This is a genomic window from Burkholderia dolosa, from assembly GCF_902499135.1.
GTDB lineage: Bacteria > Pseudomonadota > Gammaproteobacteria > Burkholderiales > Burkholderiaceae > Burkholderia > Burkholderia dolosa.
On the sequence record NZ_CABVPR010000008.1, the window covers coordinates 97,506 to 124,310 of the forward strand.

Annotated in this window: 21 protein-coding genes; 14 read left to right on the top strand and 7 right to left on the bottom strand. The window is 63.9% G+C overall.

The window, feature by feature from the left end:
* The first annotated feature begins 1,285 nt into the window (after window positions 1-1,285).
* Window positions 1,286-1,981, top strand: coding sequence for an AAA family ATPase (locus BUB20358_RS06150; protein WP_006767031.1), 696 nt, complete (start codon window positions 1,286-1,288; stop codon window positions 1,979-1,981).
* Window positions 1,974-3,002: a ParB/RepB/Spo0J family partition protein gene (locus tag BUB20358_RS06155; protein WP_006767030.1), complete on the top strand. Its 1,029-nt coding sequence runs from the start codon at window positions 1,974-1,976 to the stop codon at window positions 3,000-3,002. Before BUB20358_RS06150 ends, BUB20358_RS06155 begins: the two co-directional genes overlap by 8 nt.
* A 91-nt stretch (window positions 3,003-3,093) precedes the next feature.
* Here BUB20358_RS06155 and BUB20358_RS06160 read toward each other — a convergent pair whose 3' ends face one another.
* Window positions 3,094-4,410 carry a replication initiation protein gene (locus tag BUB20358_RS06160; protein WP_006767029.1) on the bottom strand — a complete coding sequence of 439 codons (1,317 nt, stop codon included), beginning with the start codon at window positions 4,408-4,410 and terminating at the stop codon, window positions 3,094-3,096.
* A gap of 2,060 nt (window positions 4,411-6,470) precedes the next feature.
* On the opposite strand from BUB20358_RS06160, the gene BUB20358_RS06165 reads away from it, so the two are divergent.
* The gene (locus tag BUB20358_RS06165) at window positions 6,471-6,782 is read left to right on the top strand and encodes a hypothetical protein (protein ID WP_035975462.1); all 312 of its coding nucleotides are present in this window, start codon (window positions 6,471-6,473) and stop codon (window positions 6,780-6,782) included.
* Between the two features lie 270 nt (window positions 6,783-7,052).
* Here BUB20358_RS06165 and gcvA read toward each other — a convergent pair whose 3' ends face one another.
* Window positions 7,053-7,958, bottom strand: coding sequence for a transcriptional regulator GcvA (gene gcvA / locus BUB20358_RS06170; RefSeq protein WP_006767027.1), 906 nt, complete (start codon window positions 7,956-7,958; stop codon window positions 7,053-7,055).
* A gap of 141 nt (window positions 7,959-8,099) precedes the next feature.
* On the opposite strand from gcvA, the gene BUB20358_RS06175 reads away from it, so the two are divergent.
* Window positions 8,100-9,398: an adenylosuccinate synthase gene (locus BUB20358_RS06175; protein ID WP_006767026.1), complete on the top strand. Its 1,299-nt coding sequence runs from the start codon at window positions 8,100-8,102 to the stop codon at window positions 9,396-9,398.
* 184 nt (window positions 9,399-9,582) lie between these two features.
* Complete coding sequence (locus BUB20358_RS06180) at window positions 9,583-10,524, top strand: LysR family transcriptional regulator (RefSeq protein WP_035975461.1); 942 nt, start codon at window positions 9,583-9,585, stop codon at window positions 10,522-10,524.
* A gap of 188 nt (window positions 10,525-10,712) precedes the next feature.
* Here BUB20358_RS06180 and BUB20358_RS06185 read toward each other — a convergent pair whose 3' ends face one another.
* On the bottom strand, window positions 10,713-11,426 hold the full coding sequence (locus BUB20358_RS06185) for a dienelactone hydrolase family protein (RefSeq protein ID WP_035976038.1): 714 nt from the start codon (window positions 11,424-11,426) through the stop codon (window positions 10,713-10,715).
* Here BUB20358_RS06185 and BUB20358_RS06190 point away from each other — a divergent pair.
* On the top strand, window positions 11,425-11,658 hold the full coding sequence (locus BUB20358_RS06190; RefSeq protein ID WP_046377155.1) for a hypothetical protein: 234 nt from the start codon (window positions 11,425-11,427) through the stop codon (window positions 11,656-11,658). The two genes, BUB20358_RS06185 and BUB20358_RS06190, sit on opposite strands and share 2 nt — an antisense overlap.
* A gap of 72 nt (window positions 11,659-11,730) precedes the next feature.
* Here BUB20358_RS06190 and BUB20358_RS06195 read toward each other — a convergent pair whose 3' ends face one another.
* Window positions 11,731-12,042 carry a DUF4148 domain-containing protein gene (locus BUB20358_RS06195; RefSeq protein ID WP_006767023.1) on the bottom strand — a complete coding sequence of 104 codons (312 nt, stop codon included), beginning with the start codon at window positions 12,040-12,042 and terminating at the stop codon, window positions 11,731-11,733.
* 398 nt (window positions 12,043-12,440) lie between these two features.
* Window positions 12,441-13,406 carry a GlxA family transcriptional regulator gene (locus BUB20358_RS06200; RefSeq protein ID WP_035975460.1) on the bottom strand — a complete coding sequence of 322 codons (966 nt, stop codon included), beginning with the start codon at window positions 13,404-13,406 and terminating at the stop codon, window positions 12,441-12,443.
* A 223-nt stretch (window positions 13,407-13,629) separates the two neighbouring features.
* Between BUB20358_RS06200 and BUB20358_RS06205 the strand changes: the two genes are divergently transcribed.
* The 3 genes from BUB20358_RS06205 to BUB20358_RS06215 all read left to right on the top strand — a co-directional run bounded on the left by BUB20358_RS06205 (window position 13,630) and on the right by BUB20358_RS06215 (window position 15,674).
* On the top strand, window positions 13,630-14,271 hold the full coding sequence (locus BUB20358_RS06205) for an HD domain-containing protein (RefSeq protein WP_006767021.1): 642 nt from the start codon (window positions 13,630-13,632) through the stop codon (window positions 14,269-14,271).
* Between the two features lie 471 nt (window positions 14,272-14,742).
* On the top strand, window positions 14,743-15,198 hold the full coding sequence (locus tag BUB20358_RS06210; protein ID WP_006767020.1) for an Xre family toxin-antitoxin system antitoxin: 456 nt from the start codon (window positions 14,743-14,745) through the stop codon (window positions 15,196-15,198).
* Window positions 15,195-15,674 (top strand): RES family NAD+ phosphorylase, encoded by a 480-nt coding sequence (locus BUB20358_RS06215; RefSeq protein ID WP_006767019.1) that lies wholly within the window; start codon window positions 15,195-15,197, stop codon window positions 15,672-15,674. The genes BUB20358_RS06210 and BUB20358_RS06215 overlap by 4 nt, the downstream gene beginning before the upstream one ends.
* Window positions 15,675-15,708: 34 nt before the next feature.
* Here the strand turns inward: BUB20358_RS06215 and BUB20358_RS06220 are convergent, their stop codons facing one another.
* Window positions 15,709-16,647: a tyrosine-type recombinase/integrase gene (locus tag BUB20358_RS06220; protein WP_006767018.1), complete on the bottom strand. Its 939-nt coding sequence runs from the start codon at window positions 16,645-16,647 to the stop codon at window positions 15,709-15,711.
* A 447-nt stretch (window positions 16,648-17,094) separates the two neighbouring features.
* Between BUB20358_RS06220 and BUB20358_RS06225 the strand changes: the two genes are divergently transcribed.
* The 5 genes from BUB20358_RS06225 (at window position 17,095) to BUB20358_RS06245 (ending at window position 25,886) form a co-directional block, all read left to right on the top strand.
* Entirely contained in the window at window positions 17,095-19,080 is a 1,986-nt protein-coding gene (locus BUB20358_RS06225; RefSeq protein ID WP_035976036.1) for a gamma-glutamyltransferase family protein, read from the top strand.
* 219 nt (window positions 19,081-19,299) lie between these two features.
* Window positions 19,300-19,842, top strand: a complete 543-nt coding sequence (locus BUB20358_RS06230) for a hypothetical protein (protein WP_035975459.1) — start codon at window positions 19,300-19,302, stop codon at window positions 19,840-19,842.
* Between the two features lie 496 nt (window positions 19,843-20,338).
* On the top strand, window positions 20,339-21,589 hold the full coding sequence (locus BUB20358_RS06235; RefSeq protein ID WP_006767015.1) for a metallophosphoesterase family protein: 1,251 nt from the start codon (window positions 20,339-20,341) through the stop codon (window positions 21,587-21,589).
* A gap of 3 nt (window positions 21,590-21,592) precedes the next feature.
* Window positions 21,593-25,063 carry an ATP-binding protein gene (locus tag BUB20358_RS06240; protein ID WP_006767014.1) on the top strand — a complete coding sequence of 1,157 codons (3,471 nt, stop codon included), beginning with the start codon at window positions 21,593-21,595 and terminating at the stop codon, window positions 25,061-25,063.
* Window positions 25,064-25,184: 121 nt separating this feature from the next.
* Window positions 25,185-25,886, top strand: coding sequence for a DUF429 domain-containing protein (locus tag BUB20358_RS06245; protein ID WP_006767013.1), 702 nt, complete (start codon window positions 25,185-25,187; stop codon window positions 25,884-25,886).
* 52 nt (window positions 25,887-25,938) lie between these two features.
* Here the strand turns inward: BUB20358_RS06245 and BUB20358_RS06250 are convergent, their stop codons facing one another.
* The gene (locus BUB20358_RS06250) at window positions 25,939-26,376 is read right to left on the bottom strand and encodes a hypothetical protein (RefSeq protein WP_035975458.1); all 438 of its coding nucleotides are present in this window, start codon (window positions 26,374-26,376) and stop codon (window positions 25,939-25,941) included.
* Window positions 26,377-26,805 lie beyond the last annotated feature (429 nt).

Genomic DNA, 26,805 nt, shown 5'->3' on the forward strand with positions numbered 1-26,805 from the left:
ACAGTCGGCCCTTCGTTGGCGGCGAAGCTGACATGACGACTCATTAATCCACTTGCGGCCCGCCCCGCCCGATACTTTCTTTGATACTGTTGCGTGCCGCATCCTCGGCGTATCTGCGGCTGCCGCGTTGTTACGTGACAACCGACATAGAGGGCCAACGACTCCGTCGACCCAAAGCCATCCTACGCGCTGCTATCAGGCGCCTGCTGGATCTTCGAGCGCGTCGAAAGTATCAGAAACTACAAAGTACGTGTCTTTTAATACACCGCCACTTCATGTTGTGCGATTTTGCGGCCAGTATGCGCGGCTGGCGGGGATGCGCTCCCGTCCTCGCCTCTCGCAACCAGATTTCCCGTGAAACAACTTGAAGTACGCGCGACAAATCCTTGTCACACAATGGTTTACAGCCTACCGTCGTTTTTGGGTGATGTTTCACGCCAACGTTGACCAGCGCACCTAGTTACTCTGTTGCCAGTTCCGCTGGACGACGCAAAGGGAACGCTTCCTCGCAAGCTTAGTCCGGCGTCGGCAGCGAACTCGAGTTATCCAACAACAGTTGGTACCCGCCTGCTCCGACCGCGTAGCACCCGTATCCGTGCACGCCAGATAATTGGGGACGCATCAAACTGAACGGCCACGAGAGCAACGTAAGCACCTTCCGGTCGAGACAGGTACTGCCGAATCGACAAGCGACATCTACGCTCCGTCGCATTCATCCTGATACCGCGCCAAGCTAGAACCCTCACGTTGTCACGTGACAACTGCACCCGAAGGACATCATCGGTTCCTACTCACGACCTTCTAATTGCGTACTCAATGTGCCGACACCGGCAGACGCGCTTTTTTACCTTCCTTCAACGCGGCGTAGCAGGCTCGAGGGCAGCGTTGTTACGTGACAACTACTTGAGCAAAGTGACCGCGCGCATCGACAACAGGCAGCTCCGAAGAAAACCTTCAGCGTTTGAGCGCCGCTCCGGTTTGCGCTTGCGAAATCGCGTTTAACAAAGCACTTTATGTCTTGATGTTTGAGGGGCGTCAAAGTCGGCAACTTATGCGCGACGTTGCCCCGCGGCGCGGTCTAGCCGTCCGATAAACACACGATGCCCTTCACTGCTAATCCTTCGCCATACGAGCCGAGTCGAAACGCTAGTCCGCGCCCGCGTTAAGCAGCCATTCGGACGACTTGTCACGTAACAACAGCGTCCCCCACATACGATCCGACTTCGATTTCTAGACATTTCCCCAATAAATGAATATATTACGCAAAATTCCTTGGAGGAATGCAATGGCTTTCAAGATCGCGGTGAGTAATCAAAAAGGTGGGACCGGCAAGACCACCATCTCGGTCAATATCGCGGCAGCGTTCGAAGCGGGCGGCAACAAAGTCGCGCTCATCGATGCGGACCCTCAAGGCACGTCTGTGCGATGGGTAACGAGCGGTGAGAACACACTCCCGATGACGGTCCTTTCGCTCGCGCCCGCCGGTCGCGGTATTGGAGGAGAGATCAAGAAGCAGGACGCAAATTTCGATGTAATCGTCGTGGATTGTCCCGGAAACTTGGAGGACCCTCGCATCGCATCTGTCCTGGAGGTAGCGGATTTCTGCCTCGTACCGCTATCGCCGTCGCCGGCCGATCTGTACAGCACCGTGGCGATGATTCGCATGATCGAATCGATGCGGGCAATGCGTAACCCGAATCTTTCTTCTGCACTTATGCTCAATAGTGTCAATGGAAAAACAAAAATGCGTGAAGAAATTTTAAAAATTCTAAAGGCAGAAGAAATTGGGGAACATTTGCTTGACAGCCAGATCGCCCAGCGCGAGGTATATCGTCAAACGTTCGCGTTGGGCACTACGATCCATCACCACAATCGCTATCTCAAAGGACTGAAGGAAGCCCGGGCCGAAATCGAGAAGCTGGTCACAGAAATGGCTCAATACATCGCGTCGACGCGCGCTACGGGAGCAGCCCATGGCTAAGGACACTTCGAAGGACAAGAAGTCGACCGGTAATCTGCATCTGGCGGCCGGTCTATTGCGCGGGCTCGCGCAAGAAAACGCTGCACTCGAAACCCGGCTCCCCGAACCTTCGGCGTCCGCCGTGGCCGCACCGACGGTCGCTGCTCCGATGCAAAGCACGGCCGCGTCCGCCGATAGCCAGGACCTGGGCGCACCGCAGAAAGTGGCAGTCAAGGACTGCATCCCGAACCCGTTCAACCCGCGAGTGTTTTATTCGGAGTCGAGCCTGCACGAGCTCGCGCTGACGCTGAAGCGAGAAGGGCAGATCGAACCGATCAAGGTCACGCGGCTCCCGGAATTTCCCGGCAAGCTGGTCGTCATCGACGGACAGCGCCGGCTGCGCGCGACGAGCATCAACGGCGACGAGACGATCAATGCGACGTTTCGTACCGATCACACGCCGGAGCAGCTCTACACGATCGCGTATCGGGCCAATCACGATCACGAGCGCCAGACGATCTTCGACGATGCAGTTGCGTGGAAGCGCCTTCTCGACGAGAAGGTCTTTCCTGACCAGAACACGCTCGCCGAGAAAATCGGCAAGGACAAGGCATCGATCAGCAAGACGCTGTCACTCAACGCGCTGCCCAATACGCTCCTCGAGCGCATGGCGAGCGCGAGCGACGTGGTCGGTCTGCAAGCGGCCTACTTTCTGAAACTGATCTTCGAGCGCCTCGGCGAAGCGACAGCCGATCGATTGCTCACGGCCGTGATCGAACGGAAAAAGTCCGTACGCGACCTCGAGAACTTCCTGCGCGCACAGAGCGACGGCAACAAGAAAACGGGCCGCACGCGCTACAGCGTCCGACATGATTTCGCCGTTGAATCGCGGGCAATCGGTCAGTTGAAGACCTATCCGGACGGTCGTCTGGATCTGCAGCTCAAAGGCGTCGACGCGTCGCATCAAGAAGCGCTGGCGGACAAGCTGAAGAGTGTCATCGACGCGTACGTCGCGGAATTGGCGACGAACGTGCAAGAGTAAGGGCGCCAAAGCAAAACGCCTCGCACCCTCGGTGCGCAGCGATACCGGATCGAGTCCGGCGTCCGCAGCACACTGGAACGCGAGGCGTCGTTCAGCTGGTAGCGAGACTGCTTTTGAGCAGGAATTCGAGCAGGTCGTCCGACGTCGGTTCGCCCCACGTATCCAGTGCCAGCCACCGGAAGAAGTTCGTTTGCGCGAGCTTGCTCGCTTTCTTTTTCGGCGACAGCGTCAGATCCTTCGATCCGGCCACCGTCTCGTTGTAGCGCTCGATCAGCTTGGTCTGATCGTCGATCTCCAACTCACGGAAGTACGCTCCGGCCTCTTCGACCTTCGCGGCCAGGTACTTGTCGCGAATCTGTTCCTGCTTGCTCTGCGCCGATTCCTTCGCCGGCACGGCAGCATCGGCGCCTTGCCCTTCGGCGAGCGTATAGCCGTGCGTCAGCGCCTTGCGGAAGTACGCGGCCACATTGTCGATCGGCGCCGCGTTCTTCTTCGTGGTCCGATTGACCGTATAGGCGATCGCGGCCTTGATGCGCTGCACGCCGTATTGCGTAATCAACCGGCGCGCTTCCGAGCGCGGAATCCCGAACTTCGCGACTTCGTCGATCAGCGCTTCGTTCCTGACGTCGCCTTCCTCCACCGTATCGGCGCTCTGCTTGCGGGTCACCTTGAACTGCACGGCCTCGACGCTGCGGCCGGATTTGTGTTCAATCAACTCGAGCGTGTGGTCCGATACTTCGTTCACCTCCTGAATGCATGGCACCAGGACCTTGCTCTTGAACAGCTTGTATTCCTTGTACGACTGCGACGCCTTGTCCTGACCGAGAATGAGGTCGCGGAATTTGGGCAGCGGGATCTTCGCCGTGATCCCGATCCCTTCGTAGCGAACCGTGTTTTCCCACAGCGCGAGCGAATGCGACCGGCGAAATTCACGTGCGATCCGCATGTCGATGAGCGCGTAGATCTCGGGATTGAGCAGTTCGCTGCGAATCTGATCGGAGAAGCTGTACTTGAGCACCGACTGTTCGAGTTCCGCGCCGGCGAGCAGGCCCGATGCCTTCCAGACCGTCGAACGGTCCGCGGCGAGGTAGTCCCAGTTGACGACCGTACTGATCAGCGAGTTGACCGTGTCCTTCACGTACTTCGTATTGTTACTGTTCAGCCCGCTCTCGTGCGACAGCGCCGCAATCGAAATCGAAAAGCTGGTTCGACCGGGTTCGAACGCCTCCTGACGAAGCGCGTTCTTGATCAGCGAGCTGAACATCTTGCGCTGCTGCAGACCGATCTTTCCCGATTTCGGCGCGATATGAATCGCCTGAACCGCCTTGCGCAGCAAGTCGGGAGGCTCTGGTGTCTGAAACAGCGAAACCTGTTTGTCGGAGCCTTTGCTTGCGGGCTTGCGCGGCATCGTGATGTCCGGATAAGGTGACCGTGTTGAGAGCGGACTTTATACCTCTTCGAGCCGCGGAGCAACGTCCGTGCTCCGGTATCACTTGCACTATCGCAGCTAAGATACAGACACAAAAGGGAAAATCACGACGCAACGATCTGCGCGTCTTCCCATATCCGTCTACCTTTTCACTCAAATAAGCTCCCAAAAATCGCTACCTGTCATGCGGCGTCGCCGGCATCCGGCACGGCATTTGCCGACGCGAAGGTACCCGTCCATGGGAGTCGACCAGTTGAATCGACAGCACGCGTCGGTGCTTGGTGCCATGCAACACCAGTCAAGTCGTTCCCATAACTTGCTACCTTGATGAGTTCCCATGAAAGGCTACCTTTCGGCGACTTCCACCGCTGTTTTTGTCCACGGGATGATGTCGGCGGGGGCAAATGGCTCCCATAGCAGGCAACCTATCCCTACTCCCACAAAAGGTTACCTGTGCCCCGCAGCGTTCCTGTTTATGGGAGCCTGCGTAAATGACCGGTCATCGAACAAGGATCCGCAGGCCGAGCGTAGCCCATAAACGGCTACCTTTGAGATTCCCCATAAAGGGCTACCGATGTGTGAAGTGCCGGCCGGCAGTTATCCGGGGACATGGCGAAAATACTCCCCATAACCGGCTACCCAAATGAGGCCCCATAGACGGCTACCTTGCGCGTTTTTCAGCGGAAATCCCATAACAGGGTACGTTGGCCCCATATCCACACCCTGGTTTTCCCACAACGCGGTACCCAATACCCCAAATCCACAGACCTGAAGCCCCAAACCTTTCTACCTGTACTCCCATAAATGGGTACCGAACAGCCCTCGAACCCTTATGCGACAAGGGTTTGGGCCGTCTAAAAGTAATTAAAGAAGTAAACGTGGTTGTTCAAAGATGTAAACACACGCGTGCCTGTGCAGAAAGACAACCCCCATAAACCGCTACCTAACCACGAGCTCAGCGGTCTACGAGCGCTGAGAACCCCCTTATGGCTCGTCAACCGAGCATCGTGGCGCCCACTGTCGACAAGGTTTCAGACCAGACAAGGCTTGCAGGCGGGGTAAGTACCTACTCACGAGTACCAAAACGTAGAAACTTATGGGACGAAATCCCCTGTTTCCGGACATAGGTTCCCGTTTATGGGAGCCGCCGAATCGTCGCTTGGGCGTCAATTACTTAGAGCGCGACAAAGAGGGCACCGAGCCAAACGGGCGGCAACAGCACTCAGTACTTCTACCGGCAGGACGAAATCGCCGTTTCTCATGTATCAGCGGCCGTTTCCTCTCGGACTTCGGCCACGCTCGAGGATGAATTTCCATCGGCCGTATACCGACGGTTCTTGTTGCTTTCATTTCGCAAGCTCAGATCACGAGAATGTGGATGCCCCTCCGGCCACTTTGGGTCCGCAAATTTTCTACCTTTGCGTTGGTGTCAACCAGGTTCCACTAAGCGAAGGAAGACTTGATGAAGGTGGGAGCGGCCACGGAAGCCCACGCGCGCGCCGAATGTTGGCATGAAGTTGCTGGCGCGAGACGTGCCGACCGCGACGGTCGCCTCCCGCAACAACCCAAACGTCTGGCTGCAAGCGTCGAGATGCCCGATGTCAGCAGACACCGGCAACGAAGACGGTAGCGTTCCAGCCGGCTCCCTCTCAACAACCTTCCCCCACCAATCCGTGGCCGTTTATGGGAAGTACCGCCGTCCGAGCCGCATCCTCGGCGAACAGAATGCACAGGCCGCAGAGCGTCGGAAATCCTATCGCTCACCAACGGAGTCATGCAGCCATAGTCGTGACCGCCACTGACGAAAATCCATCGTCACCGCGCTGAATCGCGACGCATCGACACGAACTGGCGGCACCGCGCCGTCGCGATACGACGCCTATCCGTGTGTCCCCGTGACGCTCGCACGTTGGCGTCACGTTTTTTGCGACACGGATATGATGCAGAAGCCCTGATCGCGACACGACCGCCGGCCAGGGGCAGGGGTGGTATCTCGACGTACTTTCAAACCGTCATCAATCAGAAGAGAGAGTTCAGCGATGCGAATCCAGATCAAAAAACTCACGCTGGCTGCGACTGCAGCCGCTTTCCTGTGCGGCTCCGCTGTTCCCGCGTTCGCGCAGACCGAGGCCAGCGCACCGGCTGCCCAGGACGCCAAGGCCGCGAAGAGCGAGGCGCGCAAGGCCGCACGCGCCAAGCGCAAAGCGGAACGCAAGGCCGCGCGTGCGAAGAACAACGCCGAGTTGAAGAAGCTCGAGGACGCCGGATACAAGCCGTCGGCCAACGACCCGAACTATCCGCAGGACCTGCAAAACGCGGAGAAAAAGGCGGGCGTCGGCGCGAGTCAGTAAGCGTTGCGTCGCGTATGAAGGCAAGCCGCGGTGTAAATCGCGGCTTGCGCACCGTCTTTGCATCTATTGCAGCGATGCGATGCGCGCGTCGCTCGTTCGGGTGGAAAGTCGCACGACACGCGGCTTCGTTCGCACGTCCATGCCGACCGGTTCAAAATCCTTTTCTGCGGGCATGAACACCCAAGCGCGAACGGTCCGCCTATGCATGGATTTGCGCGAACATCCTCAATCGTTGCGATGCCGTCGTTTGCATTCTCGTCACCGGCGCACTCAACCCTGCGCACTTGACGCACCACCACGGCCCGCTACCTTCAGCCATTCCTTGAACGCACGTACAGCACCGTCCTGCGCGCGCGCCGTTGCTACGTACGTGAAGTAGCGCCACGGCGGCAGTGCCGGCCCGCTGAACGGCTGCACGAGCCGACCCTCCGCGATGTCGTCGGCGACCAGCGCGATCGGGCCCATCGCGACGCCGAGCCCGTCGAGTGCACCTTGCAGCGTCAGGTAGAAATGCTCGAGCGTGAGCGAGTGTCGCGGCACGAGATCCGCGTGGCCTGCCGCGGCAAGCCATTCAGGCCACATGCCGGGATAGGTGGCCGCATGCAGCAGTGTGAAGCCGGCGAGATCGGCCGGCGTGCGCAACGGCTTGTCCTCGAGCAGCTTCGGCGCACACACGGGCAACCGAATCTCGGACAGGAATTCTTCGGCAACGTAACCGTCGACCGTCTGCGGGCCGCCGCGCACGATGACGTCGACGCTGTCGCGCAGCTTTTCGATCGGTTCGTTCGACGTCGACAGTCGTACCTCGATGCCCGGATGCGCGACCTGGAACGACGACAGCTTCGGGACGAGCCAGCGCAGCGAAAACGTCGCCGGCGCACTGACGCGCAGCACGTGCTGCTGCCGCGGGCCGAAGTGCTGCGCGGTAGCGAGCGCGATTCGATCGAGCGATGCGCCGACCTCCGCGAGATACGCGCGGCCGACCACCGTCAACTCGACGCGCCGATTATGTCGTTCGAACAGTGGCCGACCCAGCCACGTTTCCAGCTGCTGCACGTGCCGGCTGATCGCGCCGTGCGTGACGCACAGCTCGTCCGCGGCAAGCGTGAAACTGCCGAGCCGCGCGGCGGCTTCGAATGCGCGTAGCGAATTCAGCGGAGGGAGTCGTCGGGGCATGATGGTGCTTCGTGTGAAATTTGTTCACAAGATATCGGAGGTTTAATCGTTTGATCGGCGAGTTCAGCTCCGCCAATATCGCACAGAACGGTTGGCCGGATCGGCGCCGATGTCTGGATTTCTCACATGGAGCGATGAAGCATGTCGAACGTGGCAGTAGTGGGTGCTCAATGGGGCGACGAAGGGAAGGGGCGCGTCGTGGACTGGCTGGCGGCGCACGCCGACATCGTCGTGCGCTACAACGGCGGCCACAACGCGGGCCATACGCTCGTCGTCGGCGAGAAGACGTACAAGCTCGCGCTGCTGCCGAGCGGCATCGTGCGCGGTAAGCGCGGCGTGATCGGCAACGGTGTGGCGCTCGATCCGGAAGCGCTGCTCGCAGAGATCCGGCGAATGGCCGAACTCGGGCTATCGGTCACGTGCCGGAATCTGTCTATCGCGGAGAACGCGACGTTGGTGCTGCCGATTCATCGCGAGATCGACCGTGTGCAGGAGCGGTTGCGGCGCGAACCGATCGGCACTACGCTGCGCGGCATCGGGCCGGCTTACGAGGACAAGGTCGGGCGCCGCGGGCTGCGCGTCGGCGATCTCGCGGAGCCCGCCCGGCTCGCGGAGAAGCTCGACGTGCTGGTCGAACATCACAACGCGTGGTTTCGCGGCCTGGGCCTCGAAGAATGGTCGCGCGATGCGATGTTCGCGACGCTCGTCGATATCGCGCCGAAGATTCTGCCGTTCGTGCGCCCGGTCTGGGCCGATCTCGACGAAGCGAGCGCGCGCGGCGAGCGCATCCTGTTCGAGGGCGCTCAGGCGGTGATGCTCGATATCGATTGGGGCAGCTATCCGTTCGTGACGTCGTCCGGTACGGTCGCATCGGCCGCCGCTGCCGGCGCGGGCGTCGGCGCATCGAAGCTCGGGCATGTGCTGGGCGTGGCGAAGGCCTACGCGACGCGAGTCGGCGGCGGCCCGTTTCTCACCGAGTTGTCGGACGAAACCGGCGAAACGCTGCGTGCGCGCGGACAGGAATTCGGCGTGAACACCGGACGGCCGCGGCGCTGCGGCTGGCTCGACGCCGCACAGTTGCGCCAGGCCGTGCGAATTTCGGGCATCGATTCGCTGGCGCTCACGAAGCTCGACGTACTCGACGGCTTCGAATCGATCGCGTTGTGCGTCGGCTATGAACTCGACGGTGCGCGCGTCGGTCATCTGCCCGCGAGCCTCGATGCGCAGCGGCGTGCGAAGCCGGTCTACGAACGGTTCGACGGGTGGCGCGGCACGGTGAAGGGCCTGCGCGAGCGTGCGGCGCTGCCGCGCGCCGCGCAGGACTTCATCGCCCGCATCGAGACGGTGGCCGGTGTGCCCGTATCGATGATCACGACCGGTGCGGAGCGCGACGACACGATCGTGCTGCGCAATCCGTTCGATCCGTCGACGGCCGAGTAAGCGCTGCGCGTGCCGCGCACTCGCACCGTGTGCGGCGCACGATTTCGTGTAACGCCACCATCACATGGCGCGAACTGGACACGCCTGCACCGCTGCTGTACTGTTCCGCACAATTCGCGCCTGACCGGCCTGCTGCGCCGGCAGCGCGCGGGCGCGATGCGATTTCAACGGCGGGGACATGTCGATGGACACGTTACAGATGATGCGCATTTTCGTCCGGGTGGCGGAGGAGGGCAGCTTCACGAGCGCGGCCCAGCGCCTGGACATCACGACGGCGTATGCATCGCGCTCGGTCGCGCAACTCGAAGCGCATCTGCGCACACGCCTGCTCAATCGCAGCACGCGGCGGATCGCGTTGACCGATGCAGGACAGCGCTATCTGGATCGTTGTCAGCGCATCCTCGGCTATATCGACGAAGCGGAAGCCGAAGCGGCCGACGCGCAGGCGAAGCCGTCCGGACGGCTGCACGTTCATGCGACGACGAGTTTCGGTCAGGCGTACGTGGTGCCCGCGGTGGTGCGATACCGGCAGCGCTATCCGTCGGTGGCGGTCGAACTCACGTTGTCGCAGCACGTCCCCGACATCATCGACGAAGGCTACGACGTGTCGCTGCAACTGAGCACGACGGAACTGCCCGACTCGGGACTGGTGTCGCAGCGGCTCGGCGAAGTGCACAGCGTGCTTTGTGCGTCGCCTGCTTATCTGAAGGAGCGCGGCACGCCGCGTACCGTGCGCGATCTCGAAGGACACGCATGCCTGCAGATCGTCACGCCGATCTTTCCGCGCGATCGCTGGCATCTCGATGGCCCTGACGGTCGCGAGACGTTCGAACTGCCGCTGCCGGATTTCCAGGTGAACCTCGCCGAAGCGCTCGGCGCCGCGCTGCGCGCGGGCGTCGGGATCGGCGCAGTGCCGATGTCGACTGCGCTGCCCGCGCTCGCGAGTGGTGCGCTCGTTCGCGTGCTGCCCGAATATCGGCTGCAGAAGCTGACGGTCTACACGCTCTATGCGTCGCGACAATACCTCGACGCGAAGATCCGCACGTTCGTCGATTTCCTGCGGGAATGCGTGCCGGAAATGCTGGCGACCGACGAGGCTGCGCTGCGCGGCTCGTGCAACGCGTGAGCGTGGTGCGGCGCGTGTGATGCGATTGCCGCGCATTACACGCGCCGAAAAAGCAACGCCACGGACGATGATCCGTGGCGTTGCTTTTTCCGCGAGATAGTTTGTAAGTGCCGCGCGGATGCGCGCCCGCTATCCGGTCCGCGCGACCGAAACAGCTCGACCGGATCGCGCGTGCACTGCGCGTGACGTTACCGCTGCTGACCCCACAGTGTGCGCCCGAAGAACGTCAGCGTGCGATCCCACGCCAATTGCGACCACACCGGATCGAACTGCGTACCGGCGATGCGTCCGTTCCCGACGGCCGTTTCGTTTGCGAACGCGTGATGCGCGAGATAGCGGTGGAATTCGATGTCGACCTTCGCTTCGGTCAGCTTCTTCTCGAGCGCATCGACCTGATCGATCGCAAAGAACGCGTCCTGCGTACCCCAGTGCCCCATCAGCGGCACCTTGATCTTCGACGGATCGAGATAATCGAGCGGCGGGAAGCCGTACCACGTGACGCCAGCGTCCGCGTCGGCGAACTGCAGCGACAGCAGCGTGAGTGCGCCGCCCATGCAGAAGCCGGTGATCGCTACACGCGACGCGCGCGTCTTCAGATACTGGACGGCGCCCGGAATGTCCTGCGAAGCCGCGTCGCCGAAATCGAGCCCGGTCATCAGGTGATGCGCTTCTTCTTCTTCGACCGTCGATTTGCCGCGATACAGATCGGGCACCAGCGCGAAGTACCCGCAGCGCGCGAGTCGATCCGCGACGCCGCGGATCTGGTCGTTCAGCCCCCACCATTCCTGAATGACGACGACTGCGGGTGCGCCCTCGGTCTTTTCCGGCGTGGCGAGATACCCGTGCAGTTCCTGGCCGTCCGGGCGGCGAAACGTGATCGTGGAACCGGAAGTTTGAGACATGAAACCGCTCCTTTTCAAAAATGCGATGAGTGCGGCATCGGGCGGCCAGCGCGCGCATGAGGTTGCCCGATTCGACGTTCCGTGCGCGCACGCTTCGGCCGGCGCCGACCACGCGGCCATTCTATGCGCAAACGCGCAGAGGCTGCGCGAGCGGTTCCGCGGCGAGCGGCTTCGCCCGAGCATGCGTTTGCGTATCTTGCACGCCCAAAAACGCATCACCCCGCCCCGATGAACGGGAGCGGGGTGGTGCGTCGATCGCTGCGTATCGGATGAAATGCGCAAACGCGCGCATGGGCCGCTTCGCTTATTGACCGAAATAGATCGAGTCGCGCGGGTTTTGTCCGACGGCGGTCGCCCGGCCGGCGCGCACGCCGGCTGCCGATTGCGCGCCGTAGCCGGCTGCGTCGGTGTTTGTCACGCGCGCCTGTGTAGTCTGAAGCGCCTGTGGATAGTAGGGATCGGAGACTTCAGGCTTGTATCCCGCGTGTTCGAGCTCGACGAGTTCCGCGCGCACTTGCTCGCGCGTGAGCTGTCCGGACGAATTCGACTGCGCGAATGCGTGATACGACGCGGACAGGGTGGTGACGGCGACGACAGCGTAGACGAACGACTTCATGTTGACCTCCGGTTTCGTAGACTTCGCGCGTCGCGTGTTGCGTCGAGCGGTTGAGCGCATCGTAGCGATCGCGCTACCGGTCGGAAATACACGTTCTGATGAATAACTGTTGTCACACGGTAAACAGTCGGCGGGGAGCGGCGGTCATGTCGGACGATTACCGGCGACGTGTGGGGCGTAAATATGCCGGCGTGATGCGCGTGTTCGCCGCGTTAGCCGACGGCGGACCGGCGACGTGAGCGTACGCGACGGATCGCGCGTCGCTGTGCGGCGTCGACGATCGTCTAAACGGACCGCTGAATGATCAGCGACGCGATATCGAGCCGTGCCGATGCGACGGGCATTGGGGTTCGGCGAGCGCCGTCCCGCTTCGTGTCGGGCGTCCACGAGCGTTTGCATCACTCGATCAAGACGGCCTGACGCTTCCGATATTCGGCGGGCGTGATCCCGACGTGCTTCGCGAACGAACGCCTGAGCGTATCGACATTCGCAAAGCCGCATTTCGCGGCGACCTGTTTCGGCGTGTCGTGTCCGTTCTCGAGCAATTGGCGGGCGGCTGCGATCCGGGTCGCTTCGACCCAAGCGGCCGGCGTCATGCCGACTTCCGCCCGAAAAAGCCGCGCGAAGTGGCGTGCGCTCATGCCCGCATGCTTTGCGAGATCGGCCACCGAATGCTCGAGTTCCGGATGGGCGGCGACCCAGCGCTGCACTTCCTGAAGAACCGAACGTCCGGCCGGCCGCGCCTCTCCCTTGCGACTGAACTGCAATTGCCCGCCCGGACGCTTGAAGAACATGACGAGCTGCGCGGCGACGCGCCGTGCGATGTCGCGGCCGAGATCTTCCTCGACCAGCGCGAGCGCGAGATCGAGTCCGGCCGTCACGCCGGCGCCGGTGCGCAGCTTGCCGTCGCGTACGTACAGCGCATCGGCGTCGACGGCAAGCGACGGATAGGCTTCGGCGAGCGCGTCGGCAGCGGCCCAGTGTGTCGTGAGCCGGCGTCCTTTCAGCAGCCCGGTTGCAGCGAGGATGAACGCGCCGGTGCAGATCGAGCCGTACCGCCTGCTCTGCACTGCGGCGGAGCGCAGCCACGCGAGCACGTCGGCGCGTAATGCCACGTGACCGGCACTCGGCGCACCGGCGACGAGCAGCGTATCGATGCGTTCGGGAATGTCGGGAACGATCCAGTCCGCAAGCAGTTGCGCGCCGGACGAACTGCGGATCGGACCGGACTCGCTCGCGATGACACGCAACGTATAGAACGGCTTGCCGCACTCGGCATTTGCCTGGGCGAATACGTCGAGCGGAGCGGAGACGTCGAGCAGCTGGACGCCCGGGACGGCAAAAATACCAACGACCTTCGGCATGATCGGTTGCGCGTTGTGGCGATGTGTCGAATGTGACGCGTAGCAGTATAGATGCGGTCGGAACGTGCCGGCATGGCGCTGCGATCGCGGGCTGCGTGTTCGTTCGCGGTTCCCGCGGCCGTGGCGGTCGTTCACGCAAAATGGCAGAATTTGGCGTGATACGTCGATTGATGACATGTGCGGGAGGCCGGAAAATTGATCGTGTGTTCAATGGAGGTCGATCATGACTGTCAATATCGCCGGCATCACCATCCCCGACAGCCAACTGGCTCGCGAGATCACCGAACTGGTACGCGATACCGAGTCCGAGTTGCTGTTTCATCACTCCAGTCGCGTGTATTACTTCGCTGCACTGGCCGGGCAGCGCCGAGGGCTGAAATACGATCCCGAGCTGTTGTATTGCGGCTGCATGTTCCATGACATGGGGCTCACGCATCGGCACAGCAGTGCGTGCGAGCGCTTCGAGGTCGACGGTGCGAACGCCGCTCGCGATTTCCTGAAGAGCAAGGGCATCTCGCAGCAGGACATCGATGTCGTATGGACTGCGATCGCGCTGCACACGACGCCGGGCATTCCGCAGCACATGCATCCGGTCGTAGCGCTCGTGACGGCCGGCGTCGAGATGGACGTGCTCGGTCTCGCATATTCGGAATACAGCGACGTCGAACGAGAAGCCGTCGTTTGCGCGCATCCGCGCACGCCGCATTTCAAGGAAGACATCATTCAAACGTTCTACGACGGCATCAAGCACAAGCCCCACACGACGTTCGGCAACGTAAAGGCCGATGTGCTGGCCGACAAGGATCCGCATTTCCACGCGGGCAACTTCTGCAGCGTGATCCGATCGTCCGCATGGGCGGGCTGACTATTGCCGTTGCGCCAGTTCTTTAATTGCGCATGCCGGCAATGGCGTCGTGCGGACGGCCAAGTATCCGCATCGGCGACTGGAGCGGAGACGGCAAGAACAGGCATCGCGGGAACGCATCGGCGCGATGGGTCGCCGACGTGTTCCCGATACGACGGCGGGTGGCTGATACGTATGAGCAGCCGCGTACCGGTAGCGACGTTACGAGGACTTCGACGATATGGTTCTAATAATTTCGAAGCAAAAGGTTGTTACGTGACAACGATGTAACGAATGCCTGGACTTTATATACTGAACAACAGCCACGATCCTCCAAGGCGAATCTCCGATTCGCGCCCTTGAACGCCGCTGCCAACGGGAACCCGGCCGATCTCCCACCATGGGACAGCGTTCACCCGCGCTTCTCCGGTGAAACGAGCATGCGTTCGGCAAAACGCCTATAATAGTTGGGCAAATTGCCAAGGACGCATCATGAGCACCATCGCTTTTCACCCTTCCGGCATCGCGCATCCGCGACAAGCCGAATTCGCCATTCTCGAACAACTGCTGGCCGTCCCTGTCCGTTCCGGGGCCGACCTTGCCGAACTGGCAAGCGCGCGCGTGGATGTCTCGGTGATCGATCGGCTGTCAGAGCGCGGCCTGAAATCCGACGAACTGGCCTTCATCATCCCGCGCCGTACATTGAGCCATCGTCGGCAGGCGCACGAACGCCTGTCGCCGGAGGAATCCGACAAGGCGATTCGTCTCGCGCGCATCGTTGCGCAGGCAACGGCCACGTTCGGCGAACAGGACAAGGCGATGGCGTGGCTGCGTAACGGACTTCAGCGCTTCGGCGGCCGCACGTCGCTCGACATGGCGAGCACCGAGCATGGCGCGCGTCTCGTCGAAGAAGCGCTCACGCAGATCGACGAGGGCTACTTCGCTTGACGACGTTGTGGAGAATCAGCAATTACGCGGATCTGAAAGGGATCGGCGGATTGCGCGCGGGCGGCCGCTGGCATTTTGCCGGTCAGCCCGTCGTGTATCTCGCCGAGCATCCCGCGCTTGCGTTGCTCGAAACGCTCGTACACTTCGAGATCGCGACCGTCGGTCAATTGCCGAGCGGATATCAGTTGCTTCGCATCGAAGTGCCCGAGTCGATCGACGTCGCCGAGATTGCCGAAGACGACGCGCCGGCCGACTGGCGCACGAACGTCGACTGGACGCGCAGCGCCGGCACCGAATGGTTGCATACGCAACCGAGCGCATTGCTGCGGGTGCCTAGCGTGGTCGTGCCGCATGCACACAACTTCCTGCTGAATCCGCTGCACCCGGCCGCGTCCCACGCGCGCATCGTCGAAATCATGCAATCGCCGTACGACAGCCGCATCCTGCGGCTGATTCAGTCGAATCCCGGCGAATGATCGGGCTTGCGCATCGGCGCATATGCACGCCCGATCAGCGCTCCGTTGCCGCGCGGCGTGCGGCGCCATCCGGCGCGAGTGTGTGGCGGATCCGCGTGATCGTTCGTGAGCTGACGAGCCCGAGCCTCGCGTTGACGTCCGCATGGGTGCAGCCGTCCAGCAGCTGACGTCGCGCGTACGTGTTCCGCAGCACGCGCGGGCTCATGTCGGTCGCCTGGAAGCCGACCGCGGTCAGCGCGTCGCGCACGACGAGCAGCAGAAACATGTCGTTCATCGCACCACCGCCGCGCGGGGCGGGAAACAACAGCGCCGATGCGGGCCTGTCCGCCGAGTGCGCGAGCCACGCAGCAAGCGGTGCGCGCGCGAACGGCGCGAGTTCGATCGTGCGGGCCGGCCGCGCGCGATTCCGCGGCACCGAAAGCGTCGGCGGCTCTGCGTCGAGATCGAGCGCGTCGTACGTCGCCGCGCGAATCTCGGCCGACGTGATGCCAGTCGCAAGCAGCAGCGCGACGATCGCGCGATTGCGGCAACGGCTCCGCGTGTCGTCCGGTCGCGGCTGCACGTGGTGCTGCAGCGCGATATCCGTGTCGGGCGGCAGATAGCACGGCTCGGGTTCGCTGTCCGGCCACGCGAGTTCCCGCGTTGCGCGGTTCGCGGGATGAGCGGTCCGCACGCCGGCTTCGACGAGATGCCTGCATAGCCGATCGATCAGCTTTGCATAGCGCACGCGCGTCGACGTGCCGGGCCCGCAAGTGCGTTCGAGCTCGGCCAGGAATGCGGCGACGTGCTCGGACCCGAATGTCGCGACAGACACGCGGCGTGAAATCAGGTAGCGCAGGAACCGCTCGAACATCGCCACGTGCTGCGCGACCGAGCGCGGCGCAAACGGCCGCCGCGCCGCGCCGGTCGCAGACGTTTCCTGCCACGCGCGAAAGGCGCCGACAGGGTCTTGAATCCACCGATTCGTGTCCATGCCGGATTTATATCCGGAACATCGACCGAGGTGCAATCGGCAGTGAGCGTGCCACGCGCGCAGACTCGATACCGTCGTTGGATTAGGCGAGATGAACGAGTACAGGCAGCAGCGGATGAAGAAGCCCAACCGGTCGCGCATTCCGTCGGCATTCAAATGCCGGCTCGATCGAGCGCCCGCGTACGACGCAGCGCAGTAGTGCGCGCAATCGCGCATACCGTTCAACTGCGGCCGTGGACGCGCCGCGATGCAGCCGATCCGCGGATAAACCGACTGCCGCATGCGGATTCGGTGATGTCACGCGCACAATCGCATCGGGTCGCGCCACATCATTTCGTCGTTGCATAAAAAAATCCGGCCATGGGACTATCGACCGCATTGCGCGTGCCCCGGCGGCGCCGGCAGCGCGATGCACACCGCAACGTCCGACAGGAACATCCGCAGATCATGAACAGGACGGCGATTTTTCCTTACGCATGCGCACTGGTCGCAGCCGCGTTGATGACGGCCTGCGGCGGCGACGTCGAAACCGCAGCAGGCCGCACACCGACTCCCGCATCCGATACGAGCTGTCTTGCGATCGACGATAGCGGCTCGACCGTCGTCGTCGGCTCGAACCAGCCGGGCGATCCGTCGTTGCCCGAGGCATCGTCGGGCTATCGCGCCGGCTTGAAGCCCGTCCATGCAAAGACGTACCTGGTCGCGACGTCGAACGCATATGCGAGCGCAGCGGGGTGCGCGGTGCTGAAGCGGGGCGGCACGGCCGCCGATGCGGCGGTCGCCGTGCAGGCCGTACTCGGTCTGACGGTGCCCGAGGCGACCGGTCTCGGCTCGGGCGGCGTATTGCTCTACTACGATGCACGCGACAGGACGGTGCAGGCATACGATGGACGCGAGACCGCGCCGGCCGCAGCGACGGAAAACTACTTGCGCTACGTCGACGACCAGAACGACCATTCGGCGCCGCAGCCGAGCGCTCGCGCGAGCGGTCGCTCGATCGGCACGATCGGCGTGCCGAGGCTCATCGAAGCGCTGCAGCACGATCACGGCAGGCTGCCGTGGAACACGCTATTCGCCGACGCAATCGCGCTCGCGACGAACGGTTTTCCGATCGGCGGCCGGCTCGCCGACGCAATCGCGTCGAACGCGCAGAACCTGAAGCGCGATCCCGAAGCCGCCGCATATTTCCTGAATGCCGACGGATCGCCGAAAACGCTCGGCACGGTGCTAAAGAATCCCGCATACGCGCGCACGCTGACGCTGATGGCCCAGTCCGGCGCGAATGCGCTGTACACCGGCCAGATTGCGCAGGACATCGTCGCGAAGATCGCGACGACGAAGGGCGCCGACGGCTCGACGATCACGCCGGGCAAGACGACCGTCGCCGATCTCGCTGCGTACGAGGCCAAGCGTCGCGAACCCGTGTGCACGACCTATCGCAGCTACTGGGTGTGCGGGATGCCGCCGCCGTCGTCGGGCGGCATCGCGGTCGCATCGGCGCTCGGGATTCTCGAGAACTTCGACCTGAAGTCGCTCGAGCCGACGGCGATCGATCTCGAAGGCGGCAAGCCGACCGTCGCCGGCGTGCATCTCGTGTCGGAGGCGGAACGTCTCGCATATGCGGACCGCGACAAGTACGTTGCCGACACCGACTTCGTCCCGCTGCCCGGCGGCACGTGGGACACGCTGCTGAACAAGCCGTACCTGAAGTCGCGCGCGGCGCTGATCGACACCACGAAGACCATGGGCACCGCACAGCCCGGCAATCTCGGCGCCGTGCCGCTCGGCGTCGATACGACGCTGGTCGAGCACGGCACGAACCAGTTCACGATCGTCGACGGCGACGGCAACGTGCTGAGCGCGACCACCACCGTCGAGTCGAGCATGGGTTCGTTCCACATGACCAACGGTTTTCTGCTCAACAACCAGTTGACCGATTTTTCCGCGAACCCGGTCGACAGCGCCGGCAATCCGGTCGCCAACCGCGTGCAGCCCGGCAAGCGGCCGCGCAGTTCGATGGCGCCGACGATCGTATTCGCGAAGGCCGCGGACGGATCGCGCGGCGACTTCGTGATGGCGACCGGCTCGCCGGGCGGCGGCACCATTCCGCAGTACGTGGTCAAGACGCTCGTCGGCGCGCTCGATTGGGGGCTCGACGCGCAGCAGTCCGCCGGGCTCGTCGACTTCGGCGCGAGCAACAATCCGACGACGACCGTCGGCGGCGAGCACCCGAACGTCGATGCATCGAACAATGGCGCGAACGATCCGTTGATCGCAGGGCTGATCGCACTCGGACACAAGGTATCGACCGCTGCACAGGCGAGCGGCGTCAACACCGTGATGCGCGTGACCGTCGATCGCGCGCCGGCGCTGCAGGGCGGGACCGATCCGCGTCGCGAAGGCATCGTGCTGGGCGACACGTTCCGCCCGTAAACCAGCGCGCGGCGCTTCACGTGCGAGCCCGCCGCAATCGCGATTGTCAAACAGTGTGAGTGAATCGTCAGCATTTGCAACGTAAGTAACAGTCCCCGCAATCCGATGGTTTTGCGCAGCGGTGCCGCTACATTAGCCCCACTTGCCGCACGTCGCGGTGAGGCATGCGGCAACCCGCCAATGCGGCCCGCAGCAACAACGTCTTTGGGGAGAATGACCATGAACAAGATCCGCACGATTCTGCTTGGCGCCGCGCTCACGGCAATGGCGACCTCGGCCGCGTTCGCACAGACCGCGCAGACCGGCGCAGAAGGGTCGGCCGGCGTCGGCGCACAGGTCCAGACGCCGCTGCTCGGCGGCGGTGTCGGCGTGCAGGCCGGCGCAGGCGCGAATGCGGCCGGCTCGGGTGCCGGTGCAGGCAACGTCGTCGGCGGCGCGCTGAACGGCGTCGGCAAGACGGTCGGCGGCGTCGGCACCGCAGCGGGCAATGCGGTCGGCGGCGCAACGCACGCGGTCGGTTCGGCAGCAGGCTCGGCGAAGGACGCGGCAACGTCGGCTGCACATACGGCGAAGTCGCACGTGAAGCATGTCGCCGGGACGACGAAGAGCCACATGCAAGGTGCGGTGTCGACGGCGGGCGACGTTGCCGGCAACGCGAAGGCCAAGGCCGGCGAAGCGCTCGACGGTGCAGCGAATGCGGTGCAGGGCGGCGCGTCGGTCGGCGTGAAGGGTTCGGCATCGGCGCAAGGCGGCGCGCTGTAAGCTGTAAGCGACGCGCACACCGCACGACAGCCCGGCCCGCTTCGATGCGGGCCGGGCTTTTTTGTCGACGCTCGCAGCGCATCTCACTGGACCCCCCGGCGCCGGCCGCGGGCCGGAAACGAACGACGCGCTGCTGCTGCCGATTCCCGACACGCCATGCTTAAATAGCGGGACTTCGGCTTTCATCGGTGCCACGCAGGCACAGCGGTAGGTACGACGCGATGCGGAGCAAACCAGTCCGATTGATGTCGTGACGACGCGCGATACCCGAGCACCGCCGACGTCTGCTCGCGCATCCGATAACATTCGCGGAATCACGATCATGACGACCGCGTCCCGTCTTCGCGCATTCGCGCGCGCATCGTGATCGTCCGCGCCGATCGACGTGCGGCCCGATCGCACCGCGCGCTTTCGGGTACCATCCGGAGCCGCCGACGACGAGCGGCATGCGCCGCGCGCCGAGTTCGCGCTTTCGCGCTGAAACAGAGGAATCTTCGTGAAGTTCATCCACGCGGCAGACATTCATCTCGACAGTCCGTTGCACGGCCTGAGCGCGTATCCCGACGCGCCGGCCGCGCAGCTGCGCAACGCGTCGCGCGAAGCGCTGCGGCTGCTGGTCGATCGCGCAATCGAAGAGGACGTCGCGTTCCTCGTGATCGCGGGCGACCTGTACGACGGCGACTGGAAGGACCACAACACGGGGATTTTCTTCGGCCAGCAGATGGGGCGGCTGCGCAAGGCCGGCATTCGCGCGTTCGTGCTGTGGGGCAACCACGACGCGGAAAGCGAGATGACGAAGCGGTTGACGCTGCCCGACAACGTGACGGTGTTCGGCCACCGCAAGCCGGAAACGCATCGGCTCGCGGAATTCGAGGTCGCGCTGCACGGGCAGAGCTTCAAGGACAAGGCCGTCGTCGACAACCTCGCGGTCGGCTACCCGGACCCGGTGCCCGGGTATTACAACATCGGCGTGCTGCATACGGCGCTCGAAGGCTACACCGCGCACGCGAACTATGCGCCGTGCACGCTCGCCGAATTGCATGCGAAGGGCTACGACTACTGGGCGCTCGGCCACGTGCACGAATTCCAGCAATGGTCGGGACCGTCGACCGTCGTGTTTCCCGGCAACCTGCAAGGGCGCCATATCCGCGAGACGGGTCGCCGCGGCGCGGTGCTCGTGACGGTCGAGCAGGGACGTTCGCACGTCGAGCGGCTGTATCTCGACGTGTTGCGCTGGGAAGCCGTATCGGTCGACGCGGCCGACTGCTTCACGGTCGCCGATCTGTCGAGAAAGATCGGCCAGTCGCTGGAATCGCTGCTTGCCGTCGACGGCCACGTACCGCGCGCGGTGCGCGTGACCGTGACCGGTCGCACGCCTGCGCACGGTCTCTTTTTCGGTCGCGCGACGCAATTGCGCGCGGAAGTGCTGAACCAGATCGGCATCATCGGCAACGAGTGGTTGTGGCTCGAGAAGGTCAAGCTCGACACGTCCGCGGCCGCCGGGCAGCCGGACGACACCGAACAGCTCGAGGCGCTGGAAGATCTGAAGCAGATTCTGGCCGATGCCGCGCGCGATCCCGACTTCCTCGCATTGCTCGAACGCGATCTGAAGCCGTTCGTCGGCAAGGTACGCAGCGACGTGAAGGAGGAGGTGCCGCTGCTGACGCTGGCGCGAGAAGGCGAACTGACGGCGCTGGTCCAGCGGGTCGGCCCCGCGCTGCTCGCACGGCTCGCCAGAGGAGAGTAAGCGATGCGCATCAGCCAGCTCGATCTGATCCGGTACGGCAAGTTCACCGACGACACGTTGCGCTTTCCATCGGCCGAGTGCGATTTTCACGTGATCGTCGGGCCGAACGAGGCCGGCAAGTCGACGATCCGCACGGCCGTGTCGGAACTGCTGTTCGGGATGAAGCTGCAGACGCCGCTCGATTTTCTGCACGCGACGCCGGACTTGCGGATCGGCGGCGTGCTGGAAAGCGGCACGACGCGGCTTGCATTTCACCGGGCGCGCGGCCGCAGCTCGCTGCGCACGCCTGCCGACGACAAGCTGCCGGACGACTATCTGGCCGCGGTGCTCGACGGCGCGACGCGCGAGTTCTTCGAGCAGATGTTCGGACTCGATCATGCGCGGCTGGTCGAAGGCGGCCGAAGCATTCTCGATGCATCCGACAAGCTCGGCCAGGTGCTGTTCGAGTCCGCTGCGGGTGTCGGCAGCCTCGGCCCGGTGCGCGAGGAGCTCGAGGCGCGCGCGGCCGAATTGTGGGCGCCGCGCCGCAGCAGCAGTGCGTTCGCGCTCGCCGACGCATCGTTCAACGAAGCGGTGGCCGAGCTGAAGAAGGTGCAGGTGCGTACGCGCGACTGGGTCGATCGCAAGGAGGCGCGTGATGCGGTCGAACAGGAGATCGAGCACGCGCGCGCGGAGCAGCGCCGGCTCGAATCGCTGCGCTCGAAGCTCGAGCGCGTGCGGCGGCTCGCGCCGTACCTGAAGGAGCTGACGGACAAGGAAGCGGCGCTGGCCGAACTGGGCGCCGTCGTGGAGCTGCCGCCGACCGCATATGCGGATCTGCTGAAGGCGCAGGGCGATCTCGCGGCCGAGCAGAAGGTGCTCGAAGAGCGACGCGCCGATCTGCTCGCGAAACGCGATGCACGCGACGCAATCGAAGCGGACACCGCCGCGCTCGCGCTGGAAGCCGACATCGAAGCGCTGGACCGGCTGCGCAACGCGTGCATGAATCACGCGCAGGATTTGCTGCTGCTCGACGCGCAAGTCAAGCAGCACCTGTCCGCCGCTTTCGCCGCGGCCGCGCAGCTCGGTTGGCCGACCGACGAGACGTCGCTGCGCGCGATGTTGCCGACGGCGCTGTCGCTGAAGACGGTCGCAAATCTGCTGCGCGAACACGGCGCGCTGCACCAGGCGCTAGCCGGCGCACGCGAATCGCTCGACGAACGCACGCGTGAGCTCGCGCAGGCACAGGAACAGCTGGCGCGCGTGTCGACCGTCGACGTGCCGGAAGCGCTTCGCGCGGCGCTCGCCGATGCGCACGGTTTTCGCAGCAGCGCACAGCGCGAACAGGCGCTCGAGCGAGACATCGCCGTCGCCGAGCGCGTACTGGCCGACGCACTCGACGCACTCGGGCAGTGGCGCAAGCCGGTCGATATGCTGCGCGCACTCGACGTGCCGTCGGCCGCGCGGCTCGGCGCGCTGCTGAAGGAAGAAAGCGAATGCGCGAGCGCGGTCGCCGCCGCGCGCACCGCGCGCGATGGCGCACAGGAAGAGCTCGAGCGGCTCGACATGCAGGAGAAGCACTTCGCGCAGAACCACAAGGTCGTCACGGCCGCCGACGTGCGCGACGCGCGTGCGCAGCGCGATCGCGCGTGGGGCGACGTACGCAGCGGCGCGCGCGATCTGGCGACCGGCGCACCGATCGTCGATGCCGCGATTCGTCTCGCCGACGAACTCGTCGATGCGCAGCTCGGCGCGACGCAAGCGGCAGCGACGCTGCAATCGCTGCGTCAGCAGGTCGAGTCCGCGCGTGCGACGCTCGCCCGCAGGCAGGCCGCGTTGGACGAACGCGAGCGCGAGCTGAGCGCACATCGCAACGCATGGGCGGCGCTCGCGGCGACGGCCGGCGTGCCCGGCATGCCGCTGGCGGCGATGGGCGACTGGCTCGCGAAGCGCGACGCGGTGTTTGCCGCTCAAGCCGATCTCGAGCGCCAGCGCCGTGAATTCGACGCGATTCGCGATGCGCGGGCCGCTGCCGAATCCGTGTTGCGGTCGGCGTTGCGCGCCGTATCGCGCGGCAACGACGGCGACGGTCTCGCGACGCTCGTCGTCACGGCCGAAACGTTCGTGCAGTCGGCGGAGAGGAGTCTTGCGCAGCAGGAGAGCCTCGAGGACCGCGTACGGGAAGCCGAGCGCGGATGTGCGACCGCGCGATCGAGGGTCGACGTCGCTCAGACCGCCTACGATGCGTGGCACGCGCAATGGCGCGACGCGCTTGCCGACGCGAAGTTGTCCGCCAGTGCGGCCACGCTCGCTGCCGCGCAAGGCGCACTCGAACTCGCGAATGCTGTGACCGCCGAACTGGCCGATGCCGATGCGCCGCGCAACCGGATCGTCGCGATTCGCGCGGAGTTGGCCGCGCTCGAGGCGGGCGCACGACGGCTCGCCGAAGCGCTGGAGCCCGAATGGCTGGCGAGCGGCGATTGGCTGGACGTTGCGCGGCGACTCACGATGCGTTTGTCGGCCGCGAAGGAAACCGCACGCGCGATCGACCGCGCCGACGAGGCCGTTCGGCACGCCGACGGCAAAGTCGCCGATGCGGCCGCCGCGGTGGCCGGCGCGAACGCGCGCATTCAACCGCTGCTTCGACTGGCCGGCGTCGCGTCGATCGACGCCGCGTTGCCGCTTGCCGAACGATCGGATCGACAGCGCGAGCTTCGGCGAGCGATCGATGCGGCGAAGGAAGCGCTCGTGCGTGACGGCGACGGCCTGTCGCAGTCGGCCATCGAGGCCGAGGTGGCCGAACAGGACGCGGTCGAGGTGCCGGCGCGCCTCGAAGCGGTGAAGCAGGCGCTCGGCGATGTCGGCAGGCGATTGAACGAGCTCGCGCAGCGGCAGGTCGTGGCCGAACAGGCGTTCGGCGAAATCGACGGTCAGGCCAATGCGGCGGTGGCCGAGGCAAAGCGTCAGGAAGCGCTGGCGGCGATGGGCGAGGCGGCCGAACAGTATTTGGAAGCTGCGACCGCAAGCCGGCTGCTGAAGTGGGCGACGGATCGTTACCGCGACCAGAAGCAGGGGCCGATGCTCAGGCGCGCGGGCGAGATCTTCGCGGGGCTCACGCTCGGCGAGTTCGCGCGGCTGACCGTCGATGCCGAGCGGACGCCGCCCGCGCTGTACGCACGGCGCACGAGCGGCGCGTCGGTCGAGGTTGCGGGCTTGAGCGAGGGAACGCGCGACCAGCTGTTTCTTGCGCTGCGGATCGCGGCACTGGAACTGCAGCTGCGCAGCAGAATGGCGCTGCCGTTCGTCGCCGACGATCTGTTCATCAACTTCGACGATGCACGCGCGAAGGCCGGACTCGAGGCGCTACGCGATCTGTCGACGCGAACGCAGGTGTTGTTTCTCACGCACCACGACCATCTGCTGCCGCTCGTGCATCGAGTGTTCGGTGCGCAGGTCAACGTGGTTTCGCTGCAGCGTGCGGAGGCTCGCGCGTGATGCGCGGCGGTCGCGCGTTCCGGTGCGGCGTGACGTTTGTCGCGTATCGGCAGCTCGTACAGTGGCGACGTGCACACGATCGGTTTCGCCTGTCATGCGTTCGGTGGTATGAGGAGGCGACATGATTGATCCGGGCCGCGACGCGAGCTCAGACGCCGTGCGTGACGCACGGATGCTGCCGGTGGTGGCGGGCGTCGACGTCGGCGGTGAAAAGAAGCAGTGCGATCTCGTGATCTTGCGCGGGTCGACGATCGTATGTCGTGAACAGCGGATCGCACCGGAGGCGCTGCCTGCGTTGTGCGTCGAACACGATGTCGTGGCCGTCGGCGTCGATGCGCCGAGCCTGTGGTGGACGGGAAAGGGGCGTCGCGCAGCCGAGCAGGCACTCGCGCGCGAGCGGATCTCGTGCTTTCCGACACCGTCGCGCGAGCAGGCGGTGGCCAGCACGTCTGGCTTCTTCGACTGGATGTTCATGGGCGAGCGCGTGTACCGGGCGCTCGCGGACGCCTATCCGCTGCTGACCGGCGCACGGTATGCCGGCGGACGCGTGAGCTTCGAAACCTATCCGTACGCGATTACGTGCGCGTTGCTCGGCAAGGCGGTCGCTTCCGCGAAGCACAAACGCGATCAGCGGCGGCAGTTGCTGACGCGCTTCGGGATCGACGTATCGAAGCTGCGCTCGGTCGACGCCCGCGACGCGGCGCTTTGTGCATTGACCGCGCAGTACGTGCTCGACGGCAACGCACATGCGTACGGCGACGCGGACGGCGGGTATATTCGTGTGCCGACCGTGAGCGAATCGGTCGTGCTTGACTCGCTGTAGGCGCGGGCGCTGTTGGCCGACGGTGTGCTGCGCGACGTGCGGCCGGTGATGCTTACACGTCGAGGATGGATTTCGGCACGCTATCGAGATCGCACGCCTGCGCCTGTTCGAAGTAGTGTTGTGCGTCGTCGATCATCACGACCGCTACGTCGATCAATTCGTCGAGCCGTTGCAGCAGCGATTCGCGCCAGTCGGCGTCTTCGTCTCGTTCAGGCGTCTTGTCCAGTTGTTCGATGATCGAGTCGGCGGTCTGCATGAACGGAATCGCCTGCTGATAGTTCTCGATCGACACCATTGCCGCGTTGCGCGCGCCGACCAGCCGCTCACGGTGCTCGTCGGCCAATTCGGATTCGCCGCCGATACGCGGCAGCACATCGGAAATGCGCTGTAGCAGCGGCGGCACCTGTTGTTCCAGCATGACGGCGCGTTCGCGCAAGGCTGCGTATTCGGCGCGAAGATCGGTATCGCCGGATTGGGTGGGACTGTCCATCGTCGATGTGCGTGTGTAGTTCGATCGCCGGATGATACTCGACCGCGTGCCGGCAGCTGCGGCGCTGCGCATTGCGGTGCGACTACGTCGTGCATGTCGTTGCGGATCTTCTACGACGATGTGACGAACTGCGTGGTCGTCGCGGAAGGTAATGAGCGCGCAGGGTGCCGCTGAGTGTGCGACGCATTTGCATACGATGTATAGAACGAACCGTCTTGCGCGTCAGCGCGTGAGAGTTTTCAAAATATTTTCACAAAGCGCTTGCGCGGATGAGGGCGGGTGCTTAGAATCACGCCTCTTTCGCGCCACCGGCAACACGGCGGTGCGGGAGAGGGGAAGCGAAGCTGAGCGAGGTCATGTAGTAGCGGCCACGCGGAGCCCCGAAGCCGACACGATGGTCACGACGCAGCGGTAAAAAAGTTGTTGACG